The sequence below is a fragment of the Cupriavidus sp. 86D6 genome, assembly GCF_057815095.1.
On record NZ_JBYPSB010000004.1, the window covers coordinates 400,715 to 426,654 of the forward strand.

The following is a 25,940-nucleotide window of genomic DNA, read 5'->3' on the forward strand; positions in this document are numbered from 1 at the left end:
TCATGGGGTCTCGGGGGCGCGCACGCCCATCGCGCGGCGGCGCTCGGCCACGGCTTCCGGGGTCACGGGCGCGGCGCGATTGCCCCAGCTGCCCCGGATGAAGGTCAGCAGATTGGCCAGCGCCTGGTCGTCCAGCGTCCAGCCGTAGCCGGGCATGTGGTAGTCGGTGGGGGCCGTGTCCACGCGTGCCGTCACGGCGCCGTCGAGCAGCAGGTTGACCAGCGATGCCGGATTCGGATCGACCACGGTCGGATTGCCGGCCAGCGGCGGAAACACCCGCGCAAAGCCCTTGCCGCTGCTCTGGTGGCAAGGCATGCAGAAGGTGGCGTACTGGCGCGCGCCGGGCGTGTCGAAGCGGCCCTGGTCAAGTTGCTGCTGCGCCGTCGCGTCGAAGCGGAATGGCTGCGTCTCGCCCCGGGCGCCGGCAATGGATTTCAGGTACGTGGCGACCGCATCGAGATCGGCGGCGCTCATATACTGCGTGGACGAGGCAATCACCGTGGACATCGGCCCGAACGACGTGGCGTGGGCGTTGCGGCCCGTGTGCAGGTACTCCACCAGGTCCGCTTTGGACCAAGCCCCCAGCCCGGTCAGGACATCCCCGGTGAGATTGGTGGCCGACCACCCCTCGACGGTGGCGCCTGACAGGAAGTGGCGGCTCCGTTCGTCGATGCCCTTCTCGCCATACAGCATGCCGCGCGGCGTGTGGCATGCGCCGCAGTGGGCCACGGCCTGCACGATATAGGCGCCGCGTTGCCAGGCCTGGCCCTGCTTCGCATCGGCCCGCACCGGATCGCCGCGCAGGTTCAGCCAGTTCCAGGGCACGAGCAGCCAGCGCATGCTGTACGGCCACTGCAGCGTTGTCTCGCGATTGGCCTGTCGCACCGGCTTTACCTCGCTGCGCATCCAGGCGTAGAGCGCCGCCACGTCGTCGCGCGTCATCTTCGCGTAGGACGTATAGGGCATGGCCGGGTACAGCCGTTTGCCATCGCGCGCCTGGCCGTGGCGCACCGCGCGGTCGAAATCGTCGAGCGAATAGCGCCCGAGCCCGGTTTCGGCGTCGGGCGTGATATTGGTCGAATACACCGTGCCGACGCCGGTCTGCAACGGCAGCCCGCCGGCCATGGGCGCGCCGCCTGCGGCCGTGTGGCAGGCCACGCAGTTGGCGATGCGGGCCAGGTAGCGCCCGCGTGCAACCTGATCGGCGGCGGCAGCCGGCGCTGGCCCGGCGCCAAGCGCGGCGCCGGCCATCGGTATCAGCGCCATCGCCAGCCACCAGTATCGGAATATCTTGAATCCACGCATGGGCATCACGGATGGGTTAGCCTCGGGACACACGCTGGCGGCGTATCCACCATTCCACGCCGCCGAACGCGCCCTGCACCAGCAGCGCCAGCAGCGCGGCCGGGATGGCGCCCGCCAGCAGCAACGTCGAATCATTGAGCGCCAGTCCGGTGACGATGCGCTCGCCGTAGCCGCCAGCCCCCACGAAGGCGGCGATGGTCGCCGTGCCCACGCTGATGATGGCGGCAGTCTTGACCCCGGCCAGCACCACCGGCATGGCCAACGGGATTTCCACGTAGCGCAGTACCTGCAGCGGCCGGAACCCAAGCGCCCGCGCCGCGTCGCGCATGCCATGGGAAATTTCCTGCAGGCCCGTGCACGCATTGCGCACGATGGGCAGCAGCGCATAGAGGAAGAGCGCGATCATCGCCGGCCAGACGCCGATCTGCCCGAGCAACGGAATCAGCATGGCCAGCAGCGCCAGCGACGGCACCGTCTGCAGCATGCCCACCAGCGCCAGCAGCACCTGCCCCAGCCGGCGCCGGCGCGCCGCCACGATGCCCAGTGGCAACCCCACCAGCGTAGCCGCGCCCACCGCGCCGCCCACCAGCGCCAGGTGGCGCAGCGTCAGCCGCCAGGTATCGGCACTCACCAGCACCGGGAGCAGGCGATGGCCAACGGCCCGGCCTTCCCCGCCACCGCCCGCAGCGACCGGCCGGCCCGACAGAAATCGCCGCGCAATGGCCGTGAACGATTCCCCGCCGATCTCCGCCGCTGCATTCATGTCGATCATGTCGGTCACGGTGATACGCCCGGCCAGCTGCCGCAACGCCTGCCAGGCGGCCGGAAATCGCTGCGGCACGTCCAGCCGGTACACGATCACGGCCTCGTAGCCGGGAAATACGTGCAGGTTGTCTTCCAGTACGCGCAGGTGGAATCGATGGATCTTGGCGTCGGTCGAGTAGATGTCGGTGCCGTCGATCTGGCCATTGCGCAGCGCCTCGTAGGCAATGCCATGGTCGATGCCGACCGGCTTGTGCGGCAGGCCATAGGCCCGTACCAGCGACGGCCAGCCGTCGGCCCGCCCCAGGAATTCATGCGACAGGCCCAGTCGCATGTTCGGCTGGCGCGCCAGGTCTGCCAGCGTATGCAGGCTGCCCGCACGGGCATCGGCAACCGCGATGGCATAGGTATTCTCGAATCCCAGCGGAATGGCCGCGCCCAGCCCCATCGGCGCCAGCGCGGCGTTGATCTGCGCCAGCGTGGCGCGGCCGGGCAACTTCAGCACCTCGCTGGCCAGCGTGCCGGTGTAGTCGGGGTAAGCATCGATATTGCCGGCCTTGAGCGCCTCGAACACGATGGCCGTGTTGCCAAGACCCTGCAGGTGCCGCGTGCCGACATGGGGCGCCGCGGCCTGCGCCAGGATTTCGCCCAGGATGTACGACTCGGTGAATCGCTTGGAGCCAATGCGCAGGGTGTCGGGCTGGGCAGCGTGGACGGCGGCCGGGCCGAACAAACAGGCAAGCGAGAACCAGACGACGAGCAGCCGGGGCGTGGGGGACAAGCCGGAGTCTCCGGGTGAGTTGTCCCGACATCATAAAGCCATACGAGGGCCATACAAGACATCCCGGCGTGCGCCCATTTCCCCCTCGCAGCCCCGGGCGGTTACTTTGCTTCCGGGCTCACATGGACGGCCAGCCAGACCGTGGGCTGCGCCGCGTCGGTCCAGGCCACCCGATGGCGGCAATGGGCCGGCAACTGCAGCCAGTCGCCGGCGCCGAGCCTGTGGCGGGTGCCATCGTCGATTTCCACGCTGGCGCTGCCGCTGATCACCAGCACCCACTCGTCGTCGGCGCTGTCGTACCAGAAGTCCGGCGGACTGGCCTGGCCGTTCGAGACGATCCGCTCGATCCGGACCCGGCCCGTGGCTTGCCACGACAGCAGGTCCGTAAAGACCTCGCCATCGGTATGGACCGGGATGTCGTGCAGCAGGTTGCCCTGGATGGCGCGCATGGCGATGGCCTTGTTCCGGTGCGTGCCGGTCAGTCGCCCGGGCCGCCGGGCGCGATGACCTCGCGCGTGCCGTTGCGGCCCATCGGCGACACCAGGCCGGCGGCTTCCATCTGCTCGATCAGGCGCGCCGCGCGGTTGTAGCCGATGCGCAGTTGCCGCTGCACGGCCGAGATCGACGCCCGGCGTGACGTCAGCACGAATTGCGCGGCCTCGTCGTAGAGCGGGTCGGCCTCGCCATCGCCGCCGCCTTCGCCAAACAGATCGGCAGCGCCTTCGGGCACATCGCCCGCCAGGATGGCTTCGTCATAGTCCGGCTCGCCGAACTGCTTCCAGTGCTCCACCACGCGGTGCACTTCCTCGTCGGCCACGAAGGCGCCATGCACGCGCTGCGGATAGCCGGTGCCCGGCGGCAGGAACAGCATGTCGCCCTGCCCCAGCAGGCTTTCGGCGCCCATCTGGTCCAGGATGGTCCGCGAGTCGATCTTCGACGACACCTGGAACGCCACGCGCGTCGGGATATTGGCCTTGATCAGGCCGGTGATCACGTCCACCGACGGCCGCTGCGTGGCCAGGATCAGGTGGATGCCCGCTGCCCGCGCTTTCTGCGCCAGGCGGGCGATCAGTTCCTCGATCTTCTTGCCCGCCACCATCATCAGGTCGGCCAGTTCGTCGATCACCACCACGATCAGCGGCAGCGTCGATAGCGACTCCGGCGCGTCGGGGGTCAGCGAGAACGGATTCGGCACCTTCTGCCCGGCCGCTTCGGCCGCGCGGATCTTCTGGTTGTAGCCGGCCAGGTTGCGCACGCCCAGCGCCGACATCAGCCGGTAGCGTTTTTCCATCTCGCCCACGCACCAGTTCAGCGCGTGCGCGGCCTGCTTCATGTCGGTCACCACGGGCGCCAGCAGGTGGGGGATGCCCTCGTAGACCGACAATTCCAGCATCTTCGGGTCGATCATGATCAGGCGCACGTCTTCCGGCGTGGCCTTGTAGAGCATCGACAGGATCATGGCGTTCACCGCCACCGACTTGCCCGAACCGGTCGTGCCGGCCACCAGCAGGTGCGGCGCTCGGGCCAGGTCCGTCACCACGGGATTGCCCGTGATGTCCTTGCCCATTGCCAGCACCAGCTTCGACGCATGGGCATCGAACGCGCTGCCGCTGACGATCTCCGACAGGCGGATCATCTGGCGCTTTGCATTGGGCAGTTCCAGCCCCATGCAGGTCTTGCCCGGAATCGTCTCGACCACGCGGATCGACGTCACGCCCAGCGCGCGCGCCAGGTCCTTCATCAGGCCCACCACCTGCGCGCCGCGCACGCCGACAGCCGGATCGACCTCGAAACGCGTGATGACTGGACCGGCGCTGGCGCCCACCACCGACACCGGCACCTTGAACTCGGCCAGCCGCTGCGCGATCAGTTCGCCGGTCTGCTGCAGCCGTTCCTCGGAAATCTGTTCCGCGCTCTCGCCGGTCTCGGCGGCGGGTTCCAGCAGGTCGGTGCCGGGCAGCCGGTAGTCAACCGGCACGCGGGGGGCTGCAGGCACCGGAAGTGGCGCAGGCGCCACCGTGAACGACGTCTGGGTCGCAGCGGGCTGGGCCGGGGTCAGCGCCACCGTATTGCCCACCACGGCCGGCAGCACGATGCGCGGCTTTGGCGTGGGCTGGACGAAGGCGTTGGCATCCTCTACCGGCGCAGGCTCCGGCGCCGGCACGGTATCGGCCGGCTGCAACGCTTCCGTCACGTCGATGGGTGCCGTCACGACGGTGGCGACTTGCGGGTCGGCCGCCGCATCGAGGGCCGTATCCACTTCGGCCCCGGGGGCCGGTTCGGCCTCGGCTTCCGAGATCGACGCGGCAACGGCGGCGTCGATGGCTTCCGATGCCGTTTGCGCCGGGGCTGTCGGCGCCTGGGATTCCAGCGCCTGGGATTGCGGCGCGCCCGGCTCGATCCACTCCGCAGCGACCGGCTCGGCTTCGGCTTCAACGGCCGGGTCGAACGCGACAGCCGCCTCGGCCGCCAACGGCTTGACAGCCGCCTGGATCGGCGCCGGGTCTGCCGCCGCTTCCAGCGGCCCGGCCTCAGCCGGCACTTCGACGGCGGGCGCTTCGATTGGCTTGCCAGCCAGCGCGCGCAATTCGGCCAGCAGCGTCATCGCTTCATCGCGAAGGGACGCCAGCGTGACGGGTTCGTCGGCCTGCGCCGGTGCGACAGCCTCCTCCGCCAAGTCGGTGGCAGCCGCGATCATCGCGATATCAGCCGCGATATCGGTCGCGATATCAGCCGCGATCTCGGTGGCGCGCGCGACGGGGGTATCGGCTTGCGCGGCCGCCTGCGTGTCGGCCACGGTCGGCGCTTCGGCGACGGCCACGTCCGATTCAGCGGGTGCCGCCACGGCCGCAGCGGGGCTTGCCGCCACCGCGGCGGGCTTAGCCATGGCCTCCGGCAGCGTCGTGATGGCCGAGCGAAGGCCGAGTTGCGGATTGCGGAACGGGCTGCTGACCACAGTGGCCTGTGGTGCGGAGGGTCTGGCGTCGGGCCGGGCTTGCGGTTGCGGCTTCGGTTGCGGCCGGGCTTGCGGCGACGGCGGCGTGGGCACGTCGGGCCTCAATGCCGCGCGGGCCGGTGTGGCCACCGGGTCGGCCTTCACGGCGCCCGGGGCGCCAGCCTGATGCAGCCAGATCTCGCCCGGCTGCGGGGGCGACTGGCGCGTGCGCGGCGGCGGTTGCCAGGCTGGCTGGCGGCGTGCGGATACGGCTTCGATACCCTTGTGACGCGGCGCCGGCCGGCTCTGACCGGGCATCGACGTCGTTTCCCAGCGATCGCCGGATTCGCGCGGCGCGGCCGGCGCGGGCGCGGCCTCGGAGCGCGGATCGGAGCGGAATTCGGAGCGGAAATCCGTGCGGAAGTCGGAACGCGCATCCACGCGCAGATCGGCGCGCGATTCGTGGCGCGATTCGTGGCGTGATTCGTGGCGCGCGGCCGCCGCAGCCGGTGCCTCGTCGGCATCCACGCGCGGGCGGCGCAGCAGGAACAGGCTGCGCCAGGTTTCGCCGAACACCATCGGCGCGGCCAGGCCCAGCACGGCCAGCATCATCAGCAGCGCGCCGGTCCAGCCCAGCATGCCGGACACCGTGCCGGCCAGCGCATGGCCGACGGCACCCCCGGCGGTAGCGCCTTCGCCCTCGCCGCCGGTCAACGCCTCCAGCGTGGCACTGGCGCCCAGCACCAGCACCGTACCCATCCATATACGCAGCGAGCCACGGCCGAACAGGCGGCGATCGCCGGCGAGCACGCGCCCCACCGTTCGCCAGACAAGCGGCAACAGCCAGAAGGTCGACAATCCGAACCAGCCCAGACCCATTTTTGATATGACAGCTTCAAAACCACGGGCAGCGATTGTAGCGGGTCTGGCTGTGCGGGACTGGCCCGGCGCGGAAAAACTTACGACTTTGCCACGCCTTATTGACCCGGCGCCCCGATGCCCGCGCGGAACGGATACCTGGCGAAGATCTGCCCCACCACCTGCTCGATCATCAGCTGGCTGGTCTGGCGCTCCGGCTGGCTGGCATCGCCCTGGGCCACGCCTTCCCAGACGAGCTGGTTCCGTCTGGCATCGACCAGGTCGATGTTCAGCGTGCCCTCGGTATAGGTGTAGGTATCGCTATAGAAACCGTAGCCGGGCCACGGCGCGTAGAGCCCGCCCCGGTAGGCGTAATAGCCCATGTAGCCGGGCGGCGGCATCGGCGCCGGGCTGCTGACGATCTTCTGCTGGAACTGCATGTTGAAGTTGACCAGCAGGTCGGGCTGGCGCGGCGCATATTCATAGCCGCGCGCCGTCATCTCCTTGTGCACCGCGTCCTTCAGATATTGCGTCGTCAGGCTTTCGTAGCCCTGCCGGTCCGTGCCCAGGCGCGGCAGGAAGGCAAAGGTGCGGTATTGGGAAAAGTCGGTGCTGTGGTTGTAGTCGGTACGGATGTCGGGGCCGGTGGCACAGCCTGCCAGCGCGGCGGCCAGCACCGTGCCAAGGGCGGCCGGTACGCGAGACATCATCAGGCCTGACATGGCAGTCTCCCTATTTCCGGGTTACCAGATCCCGCTGGCTAGTTCCACTTGCCGTCGATACCGCCGACGCTGAACCGTCCCGCCCCGAGCAGGGCCACCGCCAGCGCCGCGGCCAGGTACATCGCCTGGAGTTCCAGCGCCCAGCCCCCGGTGGGCGCCATCTCGCCAAGCTGCTTTGCATGGACAAGGGCGAACGCGAACAGCATGTTGACGGCCACGATCAGGCCGGCCAGGCGCGTCCAGAGCCCGATGATCAGCAGGATGGGGGCAATGATCTCGCCGATGTAGACGCCGTAGGCCAGCGCAGCGGGCAGGCCGGCTTGCGTCACCACCTGCGTGACAAAGCCAGGACCGGAAACGAGACGTTTACTAGAGCAGTAAGTCGTTGATTCCCAAGCTCTTCCTTCGCCGAGGTGGTCAGCGAAGGCCTCAATTGTAGCCTTGTTTTTCGTCCCCGGCAAGAAGATCGTCCAAAGAGTTCCACTGACATCCACAGACCTGCACCCGGCAAACCAGAGCCACGTTCGGTACAGCGTCATTGGCGACGGCCTCGAACTAGCAGCCTACGCGTCGTCCTCTGCTCCCGCGTCCCACGACGATAAGGACCAGGCCGATGCTTCCGGTGCCGGCTGCAGTTCGGGTGCTGTCAATGTCAAGAAGCGGCACGCATCGCACATTGCAGCGCCCATCTGTGCAAATCACGCCGAAATAACGCATGCCCTTGCCGCAGCGTGTCGGCGCACGATTCTTTGTCGATATATCAGGATGCTGGGACAAGCATGACAGGCGTGGGTTCGCTACGTCCGGCTGGACGCCGGACGGCGATTACCGCCCCCCCTGGTGCCTCGTGAAACCGCTGGCATATCAGGTCATACCTAAACGGATTTGCAGGGGCCGCAACTTCTTACGACCCTGATAGCGTGGCGTCGCTGTCGAGCCCGCTTTCTACTGCTCGACCATCCAGCGATCGATGGATTTTTGCACATCGGGCACACGACGGCTACCAGTAGCGCGACCTGGTGAGAAGTACTCAAGCCCCATGACGAAGCTGGCCTCGGAACTCGCTTCCTGCACAGGTACCAGGCCGACCATGAGGTCGGCGGCAAAGGAGTCGGCCATGTAGTTCTTCTCCTGGAAGGAGACCAAGCATGCACGAGAGCAAGAATGATGCACCCACATCAAAGGTGTTCTACCGCCCGATCGAAGCCTCCATCCGCTGGGCCGGTCTGCTGCGATACGAGCAGGTGATCCTTGCCTCGATTTCGTCGCCAAGGAATCTGCCACAGTCGCTGGACTGCCCGCGCTGGGGCGAACTGCGGCTGTACACGGACCGCATATACGACGGCATCCTCAATGGGGAACTGCCCTTCGGGCAGAACGGCATCACGGTACGCGACATCGCACTGATCGACTGCCCTGACCTTACGGTTCGCCATATCGACTTGAAGCGCTGGATGCGTCAGCACTACCCCGAGCAGCGACCCGGCTTTCTCTTCTGCCGTAGCGAGCGCATCGCCCATCCCTTCATCACGCTGGAAACGGGGCAAGCCATGCTGGTCGAACGGCTCGCCCTGAAGTCCGCCTTGGAGCAATCCAAGCGCCAACTCCGCGAGTTGCAAGACAAGCACGACGCGCTGCTCAAGCAATCCACAGTCATTCCGGCATGCTCGCAGTGCCCGATCAGTGATCGGGCCGAAGCCACTTATCTGAACATCATCGGGGGCATGCTGGAGCTGATGCTCGGCCAGTCGCCTTCGGGCACGCCGTACTCCAGCTTCAAGACGCAGGAGGCCGTCGTCAGCGCAATGGTTGCCCATCACAGTGGTGTCATGGGGATCGCTGAGCGGACATTGAACGGCAAGTTCGCCACAGCCAGGCGCCGGCTGCATAGCGCCACCCTCTGAGGTCTTCTAGCTTGTATGTGCAGTCACGGATATTGCATTTGCAATGTCTTTCCGCAGCCGTGTCTATTGAATAGAGGTCACGCCAACAAACGCCACTAAGCGTTCAGGAGTGACCGCCATGTCGCAAACACCTGTACTGCCACCGAACGAGCGCCGCATCCTGCGGCTGGAAGAAGTCGAAGCGAAGTCCGGCTTCAAACGCGCCCACATCTACAACCTGATGAGGAAGCGCCAATTCCCGCAGGCGCTGCGCCTGGGCGTGCGCGCCGTCGGCTGGGACTCCATCGAAATCGATCAGTGGATCGCCGAGCGCGTCAACAACCGGGCCTGACCCGTTCTCCAGCGGACTTTTCATCCTCACACGGAGAACGCCATGCAGGTCGTATCCATCATTTCAACGAAAGGTGGCGTGGGCAAGACCACCACGGCCGCCAATCTAGGGGGGCTCGCTGCAGATGCAGGGCTGCGCGTGCTGCTGCTGGATCTCGACGTGCAGCCCACGTTGTCGTCCTACTACGAGTTGCTCCAGCGCGCGCCCGGCGGCATCTATGAGTTGCTGGCCTTCAACGAGCGCGACCTCGGCCAGCTCGTGTCCCGCACGATCATCACAGGCCTGGATCTGGTGCTGTCCAACGACCACCGGGGCGAGCTGAACACCTTGTTGCTGCATGCGCCGGACGGACGCCTGCGACTACGGCACCTGCTGCCGGCACTGGCTCCCCTCTACGACCTGGTGCTGATCGACACCCAGGGCGCGCGCTCGGTGACGCTGGAGATGGCAGTGCTCGCCTCCGATCTCGCGCTGTCACCCGTGACCCCGGAAATTCTCGCCGCCCGAGAGCTGCGGCGCGGCACCATGCAGTTGCTGGAGGACATCGCGCCGTACCGGCACCTGGGCATCGAGCCGCCGCCGCTGCATCTGCTCATCAACCGGGTCCACCCGGTGTCGGCGAACGCCCGGCTGATCCAGCAGGCCCTGCGCGACCTGTTCCAGGACCACACCGGCATCCGCGTGCTGGCCACCGACGTGCCGGCCATCGAAGCCTATCCGCGCGCCGCGACGCGCGGCCTGCCGGTGCATCGGGTCGAGTACCGCCAGCCACCGGGCAGAGTCGCCCCCGCCGCGCTCGACACCATGCGCGGCCTCGCTGGCGAACTGTTCCCGCAATGGCAGCACCGATTTACCACGGTGTCCGGCCGCCCGCCATTTCCTCTTGATACCGGGAGGCCCCGTGGCGAACGCACATGAACTGGCCCGAGGCCACAAGCGGCTGCGCGCCCTGATCGAGTTCGCCGTCGGAGAGGGCTGGCACGTCAAGCGCACGCCAGGCGGCCACCTCAAATTCACCAAGGCAGGCTGCGCCGCGATCTACACCAGTTCGACGGCCAGCGACCACCGGGCGGCGCTCAACGCCCGCGCGCAGATCCGCCGCGCCGAGCGCGAGGCCCGGTCCCGAGCGCAGGGAGGCCGCAATGGCTGAAATGACCTCCCAGCAGATGGCCGGCAAGCTGCTCGCGGCCGGGTTCGAGCGCAGCGGCCCGTCCACCTCGGCCTTGAGCGACCCGATCGCCGACACGCCCATGGTCGTGACCCTGGACCAGTTGCGCCCCTACGACCACGATCCTAGGAAGAAGCGCAACCCGGCCTACGAGGACATCAAGTCGTCCATCCGCGAGCGCGGCCTGGACGCGGCGCCGGCGATCACCCGGCGCCCGGGCGAGGAGCACTACATCATCCGCAACGGCGGCAACACACGCCTGGCGATCCTGCGCGAACTGTGGTCGGAGACCAAGGACGAGCGGTTCTTCCGCATATCGTGCCTGTTCCGGCCGTGGCCCAGCCGCGGCGAAGTCGTGATGCTGACCGGCCACCTGGCCGAGAACGAATTGCGCGGGGGCCTGACGTTCATCGAGCGCGCCCTCGGCGTCGAGAAGGCGCGCGAGTTCTACGAGCAGGAAAGCGGCGCCGCCCTGAGCCAGTCCGAACTGGCCCGCCGCCTGGCCGCCGATGGCTTCCCGGTCCAGCAATCGCACATCAGCCGGATGAACGACGCGGTGCGCTACCTCCTGCCGGCGATCCCGACCGTGCTCTATGGCGGGCTCGGCCGCCACCAGGTCGAACGCCTGTCGGTCATGCGCAAGGCCTGCATGCTCGCGTGGGAGCGCTACGCCAAGGGCCGCACGCTGGTGCAGGACTTCGATGACTTCTTTCAGGAGGTGCTGTCGCAGTTCGATACGCAGGCCGACGAGTTCGCCCCCCAGCGCGTACAGGACGAGCTGATCGGCCAGATGTCCGAACTGCTCGGCATCGACTACGACGTACTGGCGCTTGACCTCACTGAATCCGAAAGCCGCCATCGCGCCCTGGTCAGCGACCCGACCCCACCAACGGCACCGCCCGCGCTGCCTGAGCCTGGCACCATGGCACGCCCGCCTGCGGCACCAGCCCCATCGGCCCCAACGCCGACGGCTACGAATGGGGCGCGCGAACGCGAGGGCGGCTCGGGGACGAACGGCTCGCTCGCAGGAAGCCCCGTGGCTGCTCCTGGCGATCTGCTGCAGGGGCACATCGTTTCGCCTGCACCGACGACGGAGCGGTTGCAATCCATTCAGCGGATGGTCGCCGACGAGCTGGGGGATGCGCTGCCCGATTTCTCGGCCAATGTCTTGCAGTCCATTCCCGTCCAGGCAGGCGGTCTCTACCCGATTTCCGACGTCTGGCACATCGACGCGGGGCTGGACACGCCCGATCGCCTGCGCATCCACATCGCGCAGTTCGCACGGGAGATCGCCGGCGAGGCAGGCCTCGATCAGTGCATCGAGGACCGCGCGGACGGTGTGGGCTTCGCATGCCATGCCAGCGCGCAGCCCCCATCACCACAGGGCCGCGCCGTGCTGGCATTGCTGGCGAGCCTGGCTGGTCAGAGCTTCACCGATGCCGATCTGGACAGCCGGCAGCTTGCCGCCGAGCTGCCGGCGCTGCTGCACGGCCAAGGCGATGCGAACCGGCGATTGAGCGACACCGCGCTGGTCAAGCTGTTCCGATTGCTGCGTTTGGCCCGGCGCCTGCTGGACCTGGAATCCGGTGCCGCAGGCCCTGGGGCGTGAAGGAAGGAGACCAGCATGTCCGCACCGCATCCGCTCAATCAAGCCGTCATCGCCCAGGCGCTCTACGACCTGCGCAACGGCCAACTGCGCCGCTGCAAGGCGATGGGCTTCAGCGAGGCCGAGCTGGATGCGCTCAAGCATCCCGCCATGGTGAGCGTGCTTGCCAACGCCAATGTCTCGTGGTGTTCCGTGTCCGTGAACCGCGAGGTGCTCCGGCGTCTGCTCGCGCAGGCGCAGGACGTGGAGAAGGAAATCGCGACCGTCGATCGCATGTTGCGCCTGGGGGCCAGCACGGAGATGGTCAGCCGCTTCTATGGCCTGACCCATCAGGAAGTCGCCCTGCGCCGTGAGGTGCTGGGCCTGCCCAAGCGCAAGGGGCGTCACCCTGTCCTGGACGAGAAGCAGGACGTCGAACTGTGGCGGCGCTGGAAAGCCATCACCAGCAGCAGGAATGTGGACCTGGAGGACGAGACCTCGATTCTCGACGCGGCCATGGATCTCGCCGAAGGCATGGATCTGCCCCTGTCGGTGGTCTGGGCCGCGATCAAGTCGTGGGTCGATCAGGGACTGGGTTGAGCCATGGCTGTGGACGACACCACACCACGCCATGGCCCCGTCGCACTCGCTGACCTGTTCGACGCGGCGCTGAAAGACCTTGCGCCCAAGTCCAGCCTGCCCACGCCCATACCAGCGCTGTCATCTGCGATACCAGCAGCGTCCGGCGATGCGTTCCTCTTCAGCGGCAACCGGCATGAGACCGTGCCGCGGCGGCTGTTCCTCGACCGCCGCCTGACGCCGCTGGAGCGCAACGCCTGGCAGGTGTTCCGGCTGATGCTCAACGACGACGGCGTGACCGCATTCCCCACCTACGAGCAGTTGCGGCCCTGGCTGGCCTCGATGCCCTGCGCTGGACAGGCCTCGCACGAAACCGTGGCGCGGGCCCTGACGCTGCTGCGGCTGACCCGATGGCTGAGCCTGGTGCGGCGACGGCGCGACGCCAAGACCGGCCGCATCCTCGGCAACCTCTATGTCCTGCACGACGAGCCGCTGACCCCCTTTGAAGCGATGCAGCTCGACCCGGACTACCTGCAACTCGTCAGCCAGGCGCTCGGCCATTCGGCCAAAGCCGTGCAGATCGTGGGCCTGCACACCCTCAAGGAAATCGGCGAAGACCCGATGCTGGCCGGGCGCACCCTGCCGTCGAGGCTGCAAGTCCTGGCCGAGCGCCTCGCCAGCCAGGGCGTCGGGGCGCACGAAAGTTATCCACAGGAGGACGCCACGCACGAATCCGAAGAAGGGGTGACGAGCCTTCTTCGGAATCCTGATGACCCCACTTCGGAATCCGAAGCAGGGTCGAAACCCACATCAGACGCCTCTCTTCGGAATCCGAAGCAGGCCCGTACAGTACGTAGTAGTCGTATTAATGAAGTACGTACTACCGCGCAGGCACAGGCGCAGGCGCGCGCGCTGGGCGACCTGCAATGGCCCAAACGCTTCGCGGAACTGAAGGCAGAGCAGCAGACAGGTGCGCGGGTGGCATTGCAGCAGGTCGATGCCGCGCTGAGGCAGGCCGTGCTGGACGAATGGGCTACACGATGCAGCAGCCATGGCATCCGCAATCCTGCGGGGTATCTGTTCGGCATCATCCAGCGGGCCATCCATGGCGAGTTCAACGCCTGGGCCAAGAAAGACGCGCCATCGGCACACGCTCCGCCGAATGAGCGGCCACCACCGGCACCGCCAACATCCCAGCCGCAGGGCAAGCCGGTGCCGCCAGAAGTCGCCAGGCAGCACATCGAGCGGCTGCGCAACCTGCTCGCTAGCAAGTGAGCGGGCCTGCAAGGCGGTGAAGTGGATGCCAGTGGCTTCCAGTAGAGCTATCCCCTGGGGATAGTTCTACTGACGGCTACACGTCGAACCGCTGCACGCCGGGCTCCGATCGCCTGCGGCGGGAGCGGCCTTATCCGGGCTGAGCCGGGCGTGCAGCGTTCCTTGGCGCTCCATGGAGCTATCCCCTGGGGATAGCTCGCGACGCATTCGACCGCCACGCCCTGAACCGGGGATTGGCGGGTTTCGGTTTGTTGACTGACTGCCTTCCGCTTCCTGCCGAAGCTGGCCGCTCTTTTCCAACAACGAGCGGACACCATGGCAACGACCAACGAACCCTTGCAACTGAATCTCGGCTCCTTGCGCAGCGCGATGTCGCTGACGCTGCACACGCACCACGCCTCGCGCATCTGGCACGGCCGCGCCGCCGCCGAGGGGCGACCGGGCATCGTCGGCCTGAACGGCTACATCGCCCAGATGAACAAGATGCGGCGCGGCTCGGAGCAGGACGACCCGTACAGCGACTTCTGGATGCTGCGCATCGAAGACAAGCTCGACCAGACCAAGGCCACGCTGCAATCGCTGCGCGAGCAGGTGGACCAGGCCCTGGCGAGCGTGCCGCCGGCACTGACCCTGGGAGAAAACCTCAACGTGCAGCCCGTCAAGCTGCCGCTGTTCGTCAATGCGCAGTTGGGCTTTGCTGCCGTGTATCTGCTGGCCGATTACGACGACATCGCCCGCAAGCTGATCCTCGCTCACCACACCGCGCTGATCGATCGCTCGACGCTCGAACGCTGGCTCAACGAAGGCGCACATGCACTGCGCAGCCTGTTCTCGCTGGCCCAGCAGTACCGCTACTCGGGCTGCACCCGCGACGACTTCGCCGCGAAGAACGCCGCAGCGCGTGCGGCGCTGGAGAAATTCGGCGAACTGCCGCAGGACGTGCTGGAAGGCACGCGCCGCTCGAAGTTCGCGCCGCCCATCGTGCGCCGTGGCCTGCAGCAGCGCGGTGACGGTCCTGCCGCAGCCGCATCGCCCAGCGACGAGGCCACCACCACCGAGACACCCGAGGCCACCGCGGGCGAGGACGCGCAGGCATGAGCGACCCGAACCGCGACACCCGCTACTTCCGCCCCCTGCAACAGACCGCCTTCATGCGGCTGGAACACGCAGGCTCTCAAAAAGGCCTTTTAAAGCCTTTTAAAGGTAAAGGGGACTTGGAGGCCTGGGCCAGCCAGTGCTTCGCCATGCGCGACGAGTTGATTGGCTTGGCGCAGCGACAGGTGCTGCCACAGGCCGTCGGGCATCCCTTCCACCTGCTCCCCATCGAGCTGGCCCAGCAGACCACTGGCGCAGGTACGACCTTTCTGCGCTGGCGCAAGCACGACAGGTCGGCCATGGGCGTGGCCCTGTGGCAGGAGCTGATGGCGAGCACAAGCACACCCGTCAACCTGCTGGCCGACCTGTACGCCATCGAGTTTCAGCGCATCACGCTCAACATGCAGATCAGCCTGTTGCACACCTTGGGCAGGCAGGCCCAGGAGTGCGCCAGCAAGGCCACCGAGGCGGAAGACGCCTACCTGCGCCGGCTCAAGTCCACGCCACCCGCGCTGCTCGATCGGTGATCGCGCCGGGCAACCCAGCACGCGCCCGTCACCGACCAGGTGCGGGTATTTCAACCACCACGGAGATTGCAACATGAGCACGCATTTTTCTGGCGAGGGCAACATCGGTTCGCCCCCTGAGTACCGGGAGTTCCCCAACGGCAACGACGAGCCGCGGCGCTTGCTGCGGCTGAACGTGTATTTCGACAACCCCGTCCCCACCAAGGGCGGCGACTTCGAGGATCGCGGCGGCTTCTGGGCACCGGTGGAAATCTGGCACCGCGACGCGGCGCACTGGAAGGACCTCTACCAGAAGGGCATGCGCGTGCTGGTCGTCGGCCGCATGGAGCGCGAACCCTGGACGGACAACGAGGATCAGCCGCGCGAGACTTGGCAGATCAACGCGCGCAGCGTCGGCATCCTGCCGTTCCGCATCGAGTCCGTGACCCTCAGCCCCAGGCAGCAGGAGACCGCGCAGGAGGCGCAGCCGAAACCCCAGGCCTCCCAGGACCCGACCACGCCGAAGGAGCCGAAGCGCAGGAAGTGACCCGGCATGGGGCGACGGCAGTCGTTCGTCGCCCTGTGTCCTCGCGAGCTATCCCCTGGGGATAGCTCCATCAACGTCCACCGGCTTTCACGCTCCCGCAAAAAATCGCGGCTCCCGGCCACCACGCTCCCGGCTGCACGCCACTCCCGACCCCGCCATCCCATCCCGTGAAAGTGGTCGCCACCGCATGCGGCTTGTTTGCTGCTGTACCTGGTGGTGCTCGGCATCCTCGATTCCAGCAACTCAATCAACCACGGAAATCGGATGGACGGACATGCGGCTGTTCTTGTGCGAGAAGCCCTCCCAGGGCAAAGACATTGGCCGGATTCTCGGCGCGACGCAGCGCGGTGAAGGCTGTCTCAGCGGCTCCGGCGTCACCGTCACCTGGTGCATCGGCCATCTCGTAGAAGCGGCAGCCCCCGAGGTCTATGACGCGGCGCTCAAGCGCTGGTCGCTGGAGCAGTTGCCCATCGTTCCCCAGCAGTGGCGGGTCGAGGTCAAACCGAAGACCGCCACGCAATTCAAGGTCGTCAAGGCGCTTCTGGCGAAGGCGACCCATCTGGTCATCGCCACCGATGCCGACCGCGAGGGCGAGTTGATCGCCCGCGAGATCATCGACCTGTGCGGCTACCGCGGCCCTATCGAGCGGCTATGGCTGTCGGCGCTCAACGATGCGTCGATTCGCACCGCGCTCGCCAAGTTGCGGCCGTCGTCCGACACGCTGCCGATGTACTACTCGGCGCTGGCGCGCTCGCGCGCCGACTGGCTGGTGGGCATGAACCTCAGCCGGTTGTTCACCGTGCTGGGCCGGCAGGCAGGCTACGACGGCGTGCTGTCGGTCGGGCGCGTCCAGACTCCGACGCTCAAGCTCGTCGTGGACCGCGACCGCGAGATCGGGGCCTTCAAGTCTGTGCCGTTCTGGGCCATCGACGTGTCGCTGTCCGCAGGTGGACAGGTTTTCAGCGCGCAGTGGGTTCCGCCCGATGGCTGCACCGACGATGCCGGCCGCTGCCTGCAGCAGCCGGTCGCCCAGCAGGCCGCGCAACAGATCCGCACTGCGGGCAGCGCCCAGGTGGTATCGGTCGAGACAGAGCGCGTGCGCGAAGGTCCGCCGCTGCTATTCGACCTGGGAACGCTTCAGGAGGTCTGTTCCAAGCAGCTTGGGCTGGATGTTCAAGAGACACTTGAAATCGCGCAGGCCTTGTACGAGACGCACAAGGCCACGACGTACCCGCGTTCGGATTCCGGCTACCTGCCTGAAAGCATGTTCGCCGAGGTGTCCACGGTCCTGGACAGCTTGCTCAAGACCGACCCTTCGCTGCATCCCATCATGGGCCAGCTCGACCGCTCCCAGCGCTCACGCGCCTGGAACGACGGCAAGGTCACGGCGCACCACGGCATCATCCCGACGCTCGAACCCGCGAACCTCTCTGCGATGAGCGAGAAGGAACTGGCGGTGTACCGGTTCATCCGGGCGCACTACCTCGCGCAGTTCCTCCCCCACCACGAGTTCGACCGCACGGTCGCCGAGCTGTCCTGCGGCCAACAGAAGGTGGCGGCCACCGGAAAGCAGGTGGTCGTCAAGGGCTGGCGCCTGGTGCTGGCCGAGCCGCAAGCGGACGAGGACGGTGAAGCCACGGCGCGCAGCCAGGTGCTGCCCGCATTGCGCGAGGGCCTGGCATGCCAAGTGGCCGAGGTTGAGATCAAGGCGCTCAAGACGATGCCGCCCAAGCCCTACACGCAGGGCGAACTTGTCAAGTCGATGAAAGGCGTGGCGCGCTTCGTGACCGATCCGCGCTTGAAACAGAAGTTGAAGGACACGACAGGCATCGGCACCGAAGCCACGCGCGCCAACATCATCACCAGCCTGCTGACGCGGGGTTATCTCGTGAAGAAAGGACGCTCCATTCGCGCATCGGATGCGGCGTTCACGCTGATCGACGCCGTGCCCGCGGCGATTGCCGATCCCGGAACCACCGCCGTGTGGGAGCAGGCGCTCGACATGATCGAGGCCGGACAGCTTACGCTGGACACCTTCATCGGCAAGCAGGCCGCATGGATTTCGCAGCTGATCGCGCAGTACGGCAGCACCTCGCTGTCCATCAAGGTTCCCCAGGGACCCACTTGCCCGCAGTGCGGCGCACCGACTCGCCAGCGCACCGGCAAGACTGGCCCCTTCTGGTCGTGCAGTCGCTACCCCGACTGCAAAGGCACGCTGCCGGTCGAAACCGGCGCGTCCAAGCGCGGTGCCTCGCGCCCGCGCAGTAGCGGCCGCAAAGCATCCTGACCGACCCCGCTCCCCGAGAGCCACGCCCGTCCTCAAAGGCGTGGCCCATGTCCCGCATGCCCTGCGGGACGCCCAGCGCGCAACGCCTTCTCCTGTCCGTGTGCGCGTCCCGCCCAGCCGTCCCCGGCTGCGGGACCTGAAGGCAGCTTCTCCACGAACCATGTCCGGGTTTTCCTGGCGCGTTCTGCTGATCTGCATTTTTCCGCCTCTGCGAAGGGTCCCCCGATGGCTTGCCAGCCTGCGAGCCACCCGGAGACCCTTTGCGGTCAGCGGTATTCGATGCCGTGCCCAACGGCGAAAAACTGGGCTCCTTTTGTGCGCGGATGTGCGCCAGAAGATGCCGGCGCCAACCACGACATGCGCCGGGTGCGATTGCTGACAGCAGACGGTTCTAGCGACGACCGGGCCTGCAACAGCCCACGGGTGGTTCCGTCCTCCCGAGCCGGAGGCCACACGGCCTTCGGCGCCTTTCTCCTGCCGATCAACGTCCGGCCCGACCACACGGTCCAGGGCCACACGAACAGGAGACCCGACATGAACCCGCAACCTCGCACCCCACGCGGTGCGCCCCAGGCCGCGCCACTGCTGTACGGCAGCGTGTGCAGCGGCATCGAGGCCGTGAGCCTCGCCTGGCAACCCCTCGGCCTCGAAGCCGCGTGGTTCGCCGAAATCGAGCCGTTCCCGAGCGCCGTGCTCGCCCACCGCTATCCCCGCGTGCCCAACCTGGGCGACATGACCGCGATCGCCCGCCAGGTGCGCGCCGGCACCGTGCCAGCGCCCGACATCCTGGTCGGCGGCACGCCGTGCCAGTCGTTCAGCGTGGCCGGTGCGCGCCGTGGGCTGGATGACCCGCGCGGTGCCTTGACCCTTGCCTATGTGGAGCTTGCCAATGCCATCGACCAAACCCGCCGCCAAGACCGCCGCCCGGCGGCAACGCTCGTCTGGGAAAACGTCCCGGGCGTCCTCAACGACCGCAGCAATGCCTTCGGTCATTTCCTCGGCGCATTGGCCGGAGAAAGCCGTGCGCTCCAGCCGCCAGGGGATCGGTGGGCGCACGCTGGTTATGTGTCTGGACCCTGCCGCCGCATCGCGTGGCGCGTGCTCGACGCGCAATATTTCGGTGTCGCCCAACGCCGCAAGCGCGTGTTTCTTGTGGCAAGTGGTGGAAATGACCTCGATCCCGCAGAAGTACTTTTTGAGCGCGCAGGCCTGCACGGGGATTCTTCGCCGGGCTGCTCGCCGTGGCAAGACGCTTCCCGCACTGCTGGACATGGCGCTGCAGCAGCAGGCGGCTACGCCGGATTGAAGCAGCCCTATGGTCCGGTCACCATGACTTTCGGGTTTGGGGGGGGCAATACGGCCGGTCCCATCGACGTGGCCGCTTGCCTGACCGCCGCGCCTGGTCCGAAGAACGACTTCGAGGTCGAAACTTTCCTCGCGCAGTCCATCGCAGGCAACATCACCCACACGCTCAGCACCGCAAACGGCGGCAAGGGCAGCAGCGAAGACGGCACCGGCAAGGGTGTTCCAATCATCGCCTTCACCGCCCAGGGCAGCGGTGCGGATGCGATGGCGAACCAGGCGCCGACGCTGCGCGCTGGTGGGCACCGCAACAGCCACGCGAATGCGGGTGTGGTGCCAGCCGTCGCTTTCGCGCAAAACTCCCGTGGTGAACTGCGGCTCGAATCCGGTCACGGCCAGCTCGCCGGAACGCTTTCCACGGGCGGCGGCAAGCCGGGCCAGGGCCGGCCCATGGTGCTCAGTGTCGCGCTGCGTGGTCGCGCCAAGGGACTGGCCTTCGAGTTGGGCGGCAGTGTAGCGGCCGCACTGCGCACCAGCGGCGGCGGCGCGGACAAGCCCCATGTGCTGGCCCCCGACTTCGAGGCGCATTTCCGCTACGACTGGAACGACCCCGGCCCCGGCGACTGGTCGCACTGGCGGGTGCGGCGGCTGATGCCCGTGGAGTGTGAGCGGCTGCAAGGCATGCCCGACGACTACACGCTGATCCCGTACCGCGGCAAGCCCGCAGCGGACGCCCCGCGCTACAAGGCGATCGGCAACTCCATGGCCGTCTCGTGCATGGCATGGCTGGGCCAGCGGCTGGTGCAGTGCCTGCACAAGACGGGTTCAACCGATTCGGATTGATGCACGACGACAGCGGCGGTTGACGCCACTCTCATTCCTGCATAGCCGAAGCATCGGCATTGCCAGCAGCCACGGTCTTTCAGGCTGCGCCGCGGATTCTCCCGCGCCGACCTCCTTGTCCGCATCGCACCGTGCCGCGGACACGCGCCCGCCCCGGGCGTTGGTGCTGCTTCTCCAACGGGCCATCCGCCCATTTCCCTTAGACCGGCCATTGCCGCCCAGCACGCCATCGCGGCGGGCTTCGGCGTGCGCCGCTTCATCCCCGCGCCTGACCGGTGCACCACCTCATCCAAGGAACCATGCCATGAGCACCATCCGTCTACAGACGAACCAGAACCGCCTGATCGAAACTTTTCGCCATGCGTTCACCCAAGCCTCAATGCTGGGCGAGCTGCTACAGAACGCCCGGCGCGCAAAGGCCCGCCACATCCACATCACCACCGAAGGCGACACACTCACCGTCAGCGACGACGGCGAAGGTATCGCCAACCTCCAGACCCTCATCTGCATCGCCGAATCCGGCTGGAACGAGGAACTGAAGGCCCGGGAAAACCCCTTCGGCATCGGCATCCTCTCCACGCTGTACTTCGCGCGCAGCCTGCGCGTGCATTCGCTGGACATGGCCTTTCGCGCCACCACCGCCGCGATCATCAACGGCGAGGACATCGACGTCATCGCCGCGCCAGCGCGCGTCGGCACCGAGATCCGCTTGTGCGGTGTCGAGCCTCCCTACAAGGGCCCGACACTGTCCCAGTGGGTCGCGCAGCAACTGGTGCGGCTGTGCGAAGCCTTCCCCGTCCGCGTGACATTGAACGGCGCGGAGGTCGAGCGCCCGCTGTCCCGGCCAGCTCTGGCCTGGCGGGACACGGACGTCGGCCGGGTTCTCATCGACCTGGAAGGAGCGCAGTCACAGTACCGCTGCTACCTCCAAGGGCTTCCCATCGGAAGATGGCCCTCTTCGCAACGGCACCAGATCGTGGTGCTGCGCGATGACATGATCGCCCGCCCGCCGGATCGCCAGCATCTGCTCCACGAGGAAGAGGACGGCAAGCGCATCCAGGCTGCGGTCGCGCAGGCCTTCCGTCAGGCGTTGATCGAAGCCAAGGAGCGACTGTCCGGTGCCGAGTTCGTGATGCTGTACGCATCCACGTGCCTGTCCTCATCGAACGCTGATCTGCTCAGCAGCATTCCCTTCGCGCCGCGCAGTTGGTTCCGCGACTGGACCCATGAGCCGCCAGGCTTTCGCAGCCACTGGGCCAGGCACTGGGATCGCCATCACGCCGAGGGCGTTGTCGCTCGGGAAGCGCTCCAAGAGGTCGGTGTCTGGTCCATCGACGCCGAAGACGATGATGATGTGCCGACCGCCGAGGTCTATCTGGCGGCCAGACAGGCTTTTCTGCTGGAGGAGCACCGCCTCGATGGTGACCACTGGCTGCGCGACTTGCTGCACTACGCAGACCCGGATCAGGTCGGCATCCACCACGGCGAAGTGCTGCACGTGGATGACAGCCTGCCATTCAACGGCGACATCATCGGTGTCACCTTGGTCGGAACCTTGTCCGCCAGCTTTGGCGGAGACACCCGCGAGTATGCGGTGGCTGCCATCCGCAGGCATGGCAGGCTCTACGTGACGCCTCATGCGGGAGACGTCACCAGGCTCTTGTCCGACTACATCTTCGATGACCGCTACGACCAAGGTCGCGAGGATGCGGATGCGCAGACCATCGCCACGTTCATCGCGGTCGGCTGCTCGGATTCGCCCGCCCGCGCCATCGAGGAACTGCTGCCCAGGTCCTGGCGATACACCCAGCAGCCCAAGCTCGCGGGTGCCGCCGTGTGCCTGAGCTTCGACGCCGAGGGCAAGCTCGCGAGCGTGCAGTGATCCTCCCTTTCAGCTCCCTCCGGGGAGCTTTTTTTCTTGGGGCGCGGCAATCCGGTGGCGACGAATCCAGATTGCCGGATGACGCACGCCAGCGCAGCGCCGATGCTCCCTCGCATGTGTCGCTGCCGACGCAGCGCCCATGCCCGCAGCCAGGGTGGCCAGGCTGCCGTGGGTTCCCCCCACGCCACCCGCCAGTTCGCCTCGGCATCTCACCGGCGAACGCTGCCCACCGGGGCACCGATGCCTCCTTTCTCCAACCCACGGGATGGTCGCCACATCCCATCAGGGGCGTGTCGCCACCCGGTCGATTTCAGGACTTTCCATGGACAACATCACCCAGCAAGACCGCATCACGCTAAAGAACCTCAAGGTGGCCGACTTCGCCAGCGAGGAAACGCTGTGCTTCAGCGCCACCGTCGTGTTCGACGGCACTCCCATCGCCGAGGCCCGCAACGATGGCCACGGCGGCTCGACATTCCTCCACGCACTCAACGGCAAGGCTGCGCAGTTGGCGCAGGCCGAAGCCTTCGCCAAGAGCCTGCCACCTGCGCCGCTCGACCTCGGTCAGGAGGGTGAAGACCCTCACTACATCGACATGACGCTCGACTTCCTGGTCGATGAACTGTCCGACGCCATGCACGCCGAGCGCAAGGTGCGAGCCGCGTTCAACCGCGACATCGGCAACAAAGTGCTGTTCATCAAGGATGGCAAATTGATGTTCATCAAGGGCATCAAGCTCAAGGCCATCGCCGACCGCAAGGCGTACTTCGCTTCTCTGCGTGCCCGGCAGGCCCAGCCCATCGTCATCCTCGCCGAACTTCCTCCCGAGCAGGCATTCGACCTGTGGAAGCAGCATGTCCTGGGCGACAAGCCCGACTGACCCAGCGCCGACACACCCTCCTGACAGCCCCGCACTCGATGCGGGGTTTCTTTTTTTCCGGCGGCCATCAATCGGGGCTGGGCCGGATGCCGTTTTCCAACTGACGCGGCACGGCTCGCGCACGAAGCTGCCCGCATGTTCGCTGATTCGTCAGCACATGCCAGCAGCCCGGGTTTCAGGCTGCCGCGGGTCTCTCCCGCGTTGCCCACCAGTCCGCATCGCATCAAGTCTGCGGACGCGCGTCCCCGTGACGTCGATGCTTTTTATCAACCGCGTGCGGGAGCTGCCATCCCGTGAGGGACGAGGCCCCGCTTTTCCAAGGAGCCCGTCCATGTCCCAGCAAGCCTCTTTCGGCCAATTAGCCTCGACCTACTGCGGCAAGTTCCTGCCGCTCGAAGTCCTGCAAAGCGCCGCCGGTCACTACATCGGCACGCGCGATACCGAAGGCCCAGTTTCGCGGGAATCCCACGAGTACTTCCGCAGCTATGCCGCGGCTCAACGTGCCCTCGAAAGAGGCGGCTGGTCCCAGCTCGCCATTCCCTGATCCAACTGGAGGAATCACGTCATGAACCAGCTACTGCCGCGGGAAGTCGTCGATCAGATCATGCGGGAAGAACAGCATTTCGCTGCCGCGCCCCAGGCCTTTTTCGAGGCATGGAAGCGCGGCGCCGAGATCGCTGGCCCCGAGTGGTTCGGCGACGGCACCCGTGAAGGCCTGAACCAGGCCAAGAGCAAGTGGGATCTGCGTCCCAACCTGCTGCGGCTCAACGACGCTCTCGGCGTCCTGAGCGGCGGGCAGCGGATGTTCCTCTCCGCGATGGTGAGCTTCTACAACGCCCGCGAGGGTGCCGCGATGCTCAAGCGCTGCGGCTTCGAGGGACTGTCCGATCTGGGCGGCCTCGACCTCGAACGGCGCCAGGTCATCGCCGCCCTGGTCCTCAACTACGCAGGCTGGTAAGCCGATCCCGGCGGACCTCCGCGACTTTCTTCGATCCCAACGAGGGACATCCGTCCCTTCGGGGCGGTGTCCCTCCCTTTTTTCCCAAGGAGTGACCCATGCCCCGAAATCCATCTTTCGCCGTCGTTCTCGAAGGCGGTCTGGTCCAGGCAATCCTCGTCCAGGATTGGCCGGCCCACCTGTCGCTGCCGCCGTTCGTGGTGGTGGACTACGACACCGAGGGCGCCGACGACGACGAGATCACGCGCTTTCCCATCGGCGACTCCGAAGCCGAAGCCGTCTGTCGCGGCGAATCACCTACCGTCCACGAGGCGCTGGCGGATTCCGTGTCGCCACGCGCAGTCCTCGCCGCACTGGACGAGCCTGTCGTCGATGACGGACCCGATCCGCTGGCGATCGCGCGGAGCGTGCGACAGGACATCCTCGACCTCGACGCCACGCTCAACACGGCCGAACAGCCGCCGTCGGGCGAGGACTACAACCACCTGTATGTGCTGGCCAACTGCGGCCTGATCGACGTACTCAAGGCATTGGGCGACCCGACCGACTTCGGCGAATAGCACCAGCGCCACTCCATCACCGACGCCGACAGGCGCCGGACCTCCCACCGGGTCCAATTCCCGGTTCCGGGAATTGGCTCCATTATTCAATCTGGAGAGTTCCCATGTCCCAGAAACCTAACCCTTTTCTTCGCGGCTACTGGAATCTGAAAATCGTCCGCACGCTGTCCATCAGCTACGAGGATGGAAGTCCGCATGTCTGGCGGCCCATCCATGCCAGTCAGCAGCACCTCTCCGACGAGGCGCTGATTTCCTCCTCCTGCATCGTCACCAGCGATTTCGCCGTGGTCAGCAATAGCCCCGAACCTGTGAGCGCCGAGGTACTAGCCGAATGCGATGCCGGTGAAGGCGTCAGCGGCGAAGGTGTGACCGGTGCCGTTGTCTATGCCGTCCATGGCGACGACTTTGACGGTCGTCCGGTCCACATCGGTGACACCTATTCGGCCGAAGCCGCGCGGGAAGTCGTGCAGCGCCTGAGTTTCGAGACCGGCTATTACAGCCGTTGCTGGGAAATCAGCACCGCACACATCAGCCAGGAGACCGGCCAGTACCTCGCCAACCTGGCAGACCTTGCCACGCCGGAGGCCTTCCTGTTCATCGCGTTCCGGGTTCCGTACAGCCCCGCGATCGGCGTCAAGCTGATCTCCACGCCCTGGACGGACCAGAACCTGGAGCACGCCGAGGGCATCAGCGCCGAACAGCTTCGGCAGGAGCACCGGAACAAGGGCATGCCGGACGATCTGGCGAACATCCTTGAACTGGCTGGCCAGGCCGATGTGCGTATCCTGATCCTCGACGCCGACGCTCCCGTGCTGCTGGGCCTGCCGCTGGTCGAGTCCTAGCAGCCTCGATACGCGCCGTCTTTCCTCTTCGTT

General features: G+C 66.6%; 24 protein-coding genes and 1 pseudogene. 18 read left to right on the plus strand and 7 right to left on the minus strand.

The window, feature by feature from the left end; translation table 11 throughout:
* The 7 genes and pseudogenes from AC3G88_RS12950 to AC3G88_RS12980 form a co-directional block, all read right to left on the minus strand.
* Positions 1-1,305 (minus strand): c-type cytochrome, encoded by a 1,305-nt coding sequence (locus tag AC3G88_RS12950; protein WP_488773080.1) that lies wholly within the window; start codon positions 1,303-1,305, stop codon positions 1-3.
* 16 nt (positions 1,306-1,321) lie between these two features.
* Positions 1,322-2,848, minus strand: coding sequence for a glycine betaine ABC transporter substrate-binding protein (locus AC3G88_RS12955; protein WP_488773081.1), 1,527 nt, complete (start codon positions 2,846-2,848; stop codon positions 1,322-1,324).
* 101 nt (positions 2,849-2,949) lie between these two features.
* A complete protein-coding gene (locus AC3G88_RS12960) occupies positions 2,950-3,297 on the minus strand; it encodes a cupin domain-containing protein (RefSeq protein WP_153947742.1) in 348 nt (115 codons plus the stop codon).
* A 29-nt stretch (positions 3,298-3,326) separates the two neighbouring features.
* Positions 3,327-6,671, minus strand: a complete 3,345-nt coding sequence (locus AC3G88_RS12965) for an FtsK/SpoIIIE family DNA translocase (RefSeq protein WP_488773165.1) — start codon at positions 6,669-6,671, stop codon at positions 3,327-3,329.
* Between the two features lie 89 nt (positions 6,672-6,760).
* A complete protein-coding gene (locus AC3G88_RS12970; RefSeq protein WP_488773082.1) occupies positions 6,761-7,363 on the minus strand; it encodes a DUF4136 domain-containing protein in 603 nt (200 codons plus the stop codon).
* Between the two features lie 38 nt (positions 7,364-7,401).
* Positions 7,402-7,719: pseudogene (locus tag AC3G88_RS12975) on the minus strand (DoxX family protein); the annotation flags it as partial.
* A 589-nt stretch (positions 7,720-8,308) separates the two neighbouring features.
* Positions 8,309-8,482, minus strand: coding sequence for a hypothetical protein (locus tag AC3G88_RS12980; protein WP_023082351.1), 174 nt, complete (start codon positions 8,480-8,482; stop codon positions 8,309-8,311).
* A 29-nt stretch (positions 8,483-8,511) separates the two neighbouring features.
* On the opposite strand from AC3G88_RS12980, the gene AC3G88_RS12985 reads away from it, so the two are divergent.
* The 18 genes from AC3G88_RS12985 to AC3G88_RS13070 all read left to right on the plus strand — a co-directional run bounded on the left by AC3G88_RS12985 (position 8,512) and on the right by AC3G88_RS13070 (position 25,907).
* A complete protein-coding gene (locus AC3G88_RS12985) occupies positions 8,512-9,267 on the plus strand; it encodes a hypothetical protein (protein WP_023082350.1) in 756 nt (251 codons plus the stop codon).
* Positions 9,268-9,385: 118 nt separating this feature from the next.
* Entirely contained in the window at positions 9,386-9,598 is a 213-nt protein-coding gene (locus AC3G88_RS12990; RefSeq protein ID WP_023082349.1) for an AlpA family transcriptional regulator, read from the plus strand.
* A gap of 42 nt (positions 9,599-9,640) precedes the next feature.
* Positions 9,641-10,516, plus strand: coding sequence for a ParA family protein (locus AC3G88_RS12995; RefSeq protein ID WP_023082348.1), 876 nt, complete (start codon positions 9,641-9,643; stop codon positions 10,514-10,516).
* Positions 10,500-10,748: a hypothetical protein gene (locus AC3G88_RS13000; RefSeq protein WP_023082347.1), complete on the plus strand. Its 249-nt coding sequence runs from the start codon at positions 10,500-10,502 to the stop codon at positions 10,746-10,748. The genes AC3G88_RS12995 and AC3G88_RS13000 overlap by 17 nt, the downstream gene beginning before the upstream one ends.
* Positions 10,741-12,375, plus strand: a complete 1,635-nt coding sequence (locus AC3G88_RS13005; protein WP_023082346.1) for a ParB family protein — start codon at positions 10,741-10,743, stop codon at positions 12,373-12,375. The genes AC3G88_RS13000 and AC3G88_RS13005 overlap by 8 nt, the downstream gene beginning before the upstream one ends.
* Before the next feature lie 15 nt (positions 12,376-12,390).
* Complete coding sequence (locus tag AC3G88_RS13010) at positions 12,391-12,951, plus strand: DUF2857 domain-containing protein (RefSeq protein ID WP_023082345.1); 561 nt, start codon at positions 12,391-12,393, stop codon at positions 12,949-12,951.
* Positions 12,952-12,954: 3 nt separating this feature from the next.
* Positions 12,955-14,205 carry an STY4528 family pathogenicity island replication protein gene (locus tag AC3G88_RS13015; protein ID WP_023082344.1) on the plus strand — a complete coding sequence of 417 codons (1,251 nt, stop codon included), beginning with the start codon at positions 12,955-12,957 and terminating at the stop codon, positions 14,203-14,205.
* Between the two features lie 315 nt (positions 14,206-14,520).
* The gene (locus tag AC3G88_RS13020; RefSeq protein ID WP_023082343.1) at positions 14,521-15,303 is read left to right on the plus strand and encodes a PFL_4669 family integrating conjugative element protein; all 783 of its coding nucleotides are present in this window, start codon (positions 14,521-14,523) and stop codon (positions 15,301-15,303) included.
* Positions 15,300-15,827: a DUF3158 family protein gene (locus AC3G88_RS13025; RefSeq protein WP_023082342.1), complete on the plus strand. Its 528-nt coding sequence runs from the start codon at positions 15,300-15,302 to the stop codon at positions 15,825-15,827. The genes AC3G88_RS13020 and AC3G88_RS13025 overlap by 4 nt, the downstream gene beginning before the upstream one ends.
* 73 nt (positions 15,828-15,900) lie before the next feature.
* Positions 15,901-16,353 carry a single-stranded DNA-binding protein gene (locus AC3G88_RS13030; protein ID WP_023082341.1) on the plus strand — a complete coding sequence of 151 codons (453 nt, stop codon included), beginning with the start codon at positions 15,901-15,903 and terminating at the stop codon, positions 16,351-16,353.
* A gap of 274 nt (positions 16,354-16,627) precedes the next feature.
* Entirely contained in the window at positions 16,628-18,640 is a 2,013-nt protein-coding gene (locus tag AC3G88_RS13035; protein ID WP_023082340.1) for a DNA topoisomerase III, read from the plus strand.
* Positions 18,641-19,174: 534 nt separating this feature from the next.
* Complete coding sequence (locus AC3G88_RS13040) at positions 19,175-20,785, plus strand: DNA cytosine methyltransferase (RefSeq protein ID WP_154355079.1); 1,611 nt, start codon at positions 19,175-19,177, stop codon at positions 20,783-20,785.
* Between the two features lie 304 nt (positions 20,786-21,089).
* The gene (locus AC3G88_RS13045) at positions 21,090-22,667 is read left to right on the plus strand and encodes an ATP-binding protein (protein WP_023082338.1); all 1,578 of its coding nucleotides are present in this window, start codon (positions 21,090-21,092) and stop codon (positions 22,665-22,667) included.
* Positions 22,668-22,989: 322 nt separating this feature from the next.
* Entirely contained in the window at positions 22,990-23,547 is a 558-nt protein-coding gene (locus AC3G88_RS13050) for a hypothetical protein (protein WP_023082337.1), read from the plus strand.
* 331 nt (positions 23,548-23,878) lie between these two features.
* A complete protein-coding gene (locus AC3G88_RS13055) occupies positions 23,879-24,091 on the plus strand; it encodes a hypothetical protein (RefSeq protein WP_023082336.1) in 213 nt (70 codons plus the stop codon).
* Between the two features lie 21 nt (positions 24,092-24,112).
* Positions 24,113-24,505, plus strand: coding sequence for a hypothetical protein (locus tag AC3G88_RS13060; RefSeq protein WP_023082335.1), 393 nt, complete (start codon positions 24,113-24,115; stop codon positions 24,503-24,505).
* A gap of 98 nt (positions 24,506-24,603) precedes the next feature.
* The gene (locus AC3G88_RS13065; protein WP_023082334.1) at positions 24,604-25,065 is read left to right on the plus strand and encodes a hypothetical protein; all 462 of its coding nucleotides are present in this window, start codon (positions 24,604-24,606) and stop codon (positions 25,063-25,065) included.
* A 104-nt stretch (positions 25,066-25,169) separates the two neighbouring features.
* On the plus strand, positions 25,170-25,907 hold the full coding sequence (locus tag AC3G88_RS13070; protein WP_023082333.1) for a DUF5983 family protein: 738 nt from the start codon (positions 25,170-25,172) through the stop codon (positions 25,905-25,907).
* Positions 25,908-25,940 lie beyond the last annotated feature (33 nt).

Excerpts from the sequence above, each read along its gene's own strand:
- AC3G88_RS12950 (WP_488773080.1), bottom strand. The coding sequence starts at position 1,305 with ATGCGTGGATTCAAGATATTCCGATACTGGTGGCTGGCGATGGCGCTG.
- AC3G88_RS12960 (WP_153947742.1), bottom strand. The coding sequence starts at position 3,297 with ATGCGCGCCATCCAGGGCAACCTGCTGCACGACATCCCGGTCCATACC.
- AC3G88_RS12970 (WP_488773082.1), bottom strand. The coding sequence starts at position 7,363 with ATGTCAGGCCTGATGATGTCTCGCGTACCGGCCGCCCTTGGCACGGTG.
- AC3G88_RS12980 (WP_023082351.1), bottom strand. The coding sequence starts at position 8,482 with ATGGCCGACTCCTTTGCCGCCGACCTCATGGTCGGCCTGGTACCTGTG.
- AC3G88_RS12985 (WP_023082350.1), top strand. The coding sequence starts at position 8,512 with ATGCACGAGAGCAAGAATGATGCACCCACATCAAAGGTGTTCTACCGC.
- AC3G88_RS12990 (WP_023082349.1), top strand. The coding sequence starts at position 9,386 with ATGTCGCAAACACCTGTACTGCCACCGAACGAGCGCCGCATCCTGCGG.
- AC3G88_RS12995 (WP_023082348.1), top strand. The coding sequence starts at position 9,641 with ATGCAGGTCGTATCCATCATTTCAACGAAAGGTGGCGTGGGCAAGACC.
- AC3G88_RS13005 (WP_023082346.1), top strand. The coding sequence starts at position 10,741 with ATGGCTGAAATGACCTCCCAGCAGATGGCCGGCAAGCTGCTCGCGGCC.
- AC3G88_RS13010 (WP_023082345.1), top strand. The coding sequence starts at position 12,391 with ATGTCCGCACCGCATCCGCTCAATCAAGCCGTCATCGCCCAGGCGCTC.
- AC3G88_RS13015 (WP_023082344.1), top strand. The coding sequence starts at position 12,955 with ATGGCTGTGGACGACACCACACCACGCCATGGCCCCGTCGCACTCGCT.
- AC3G88_RS13020 (WP_023082343.1), top strand. The coding sequence starts at position 14,521 with ATGGCAACGACCAACGAACCCTTGCAACTGAATCTCGGCTCCTTGCGC.
- AC3G88_RS13025 (WP_023082342.1), top strand. The coding sequence starts at position 15,300 with ATGAGCGACCCGAACCGCGACACCCGCTACTTCCGCCCCCTGCAACAG.
- AC3G88_RS13030 (WP_023082341.1), top strand. The coding sequence starts at position 15,901 with ATGAGCACGCATTTTTCTGGCGAGGGCAACATCGGTTCGCCCCCTGAG.
- AC3G88_RS13035 (WP_023082340.1), top strand. The coding sequence starts at position 16,628 with ATGCGGCTGTTCTTGTGCGAGAAGCCCTCCCAGGGCAAAGACATTGGC.
- AC3G88_RS13040 (WP_154355079.1), top strand. The coding sequence starts at position 19,175 with ATGAACCCGCAACCTCGCACCCCACGCGGTGCGCCCCAGGCCGCGCCA.
- AC3G88_RS13045 (WP_023082338.1), top strand. The coding sequence starts at position 21,090 with ATGAGCACCATCCGTCTACAGACGAACCAGAACCGCCTGATCGAAACT.
- AC3G88_RS13050 (WP_023082337.1), top strand. The coding sequence starts at position 22,990 with ATGGACAACATCACCCAGCAAGACCGCATCACGCTAAAGAACCTCAAG.
- AC3G88_RS13055 (WP_023082336.1), top strand. The coding sequence starts at position 23,879 with ATGTCCCAGCAAGCCTCTTTCGGCCAATTAGCCTCGACCTACTGCGGC.
- AC3G88_RS13060 (WP_023082335.1), top strand. The coding sequence starts at position 24,113 with ATGAACCAGCTACTGCCGCGGGAAGTCGTCGATCAGATCATGCGGGAA.
- AC3G88_RS13065 (WP_023082334.1), top strand. The coding sequence starts at position 24,604 with ATGCCCCGAAATCCATCTTTCGCCGTCGTTCTCGAAGGCGGTCTGGTC.
- AC3G88_RS13070 (WP_023082333.1), top strand. The coding sequence starts at position 25,170 with ATGTCCCAGAAACCTAACCCTTTTCTTCGCGGCTACTGGAATCTGAAA.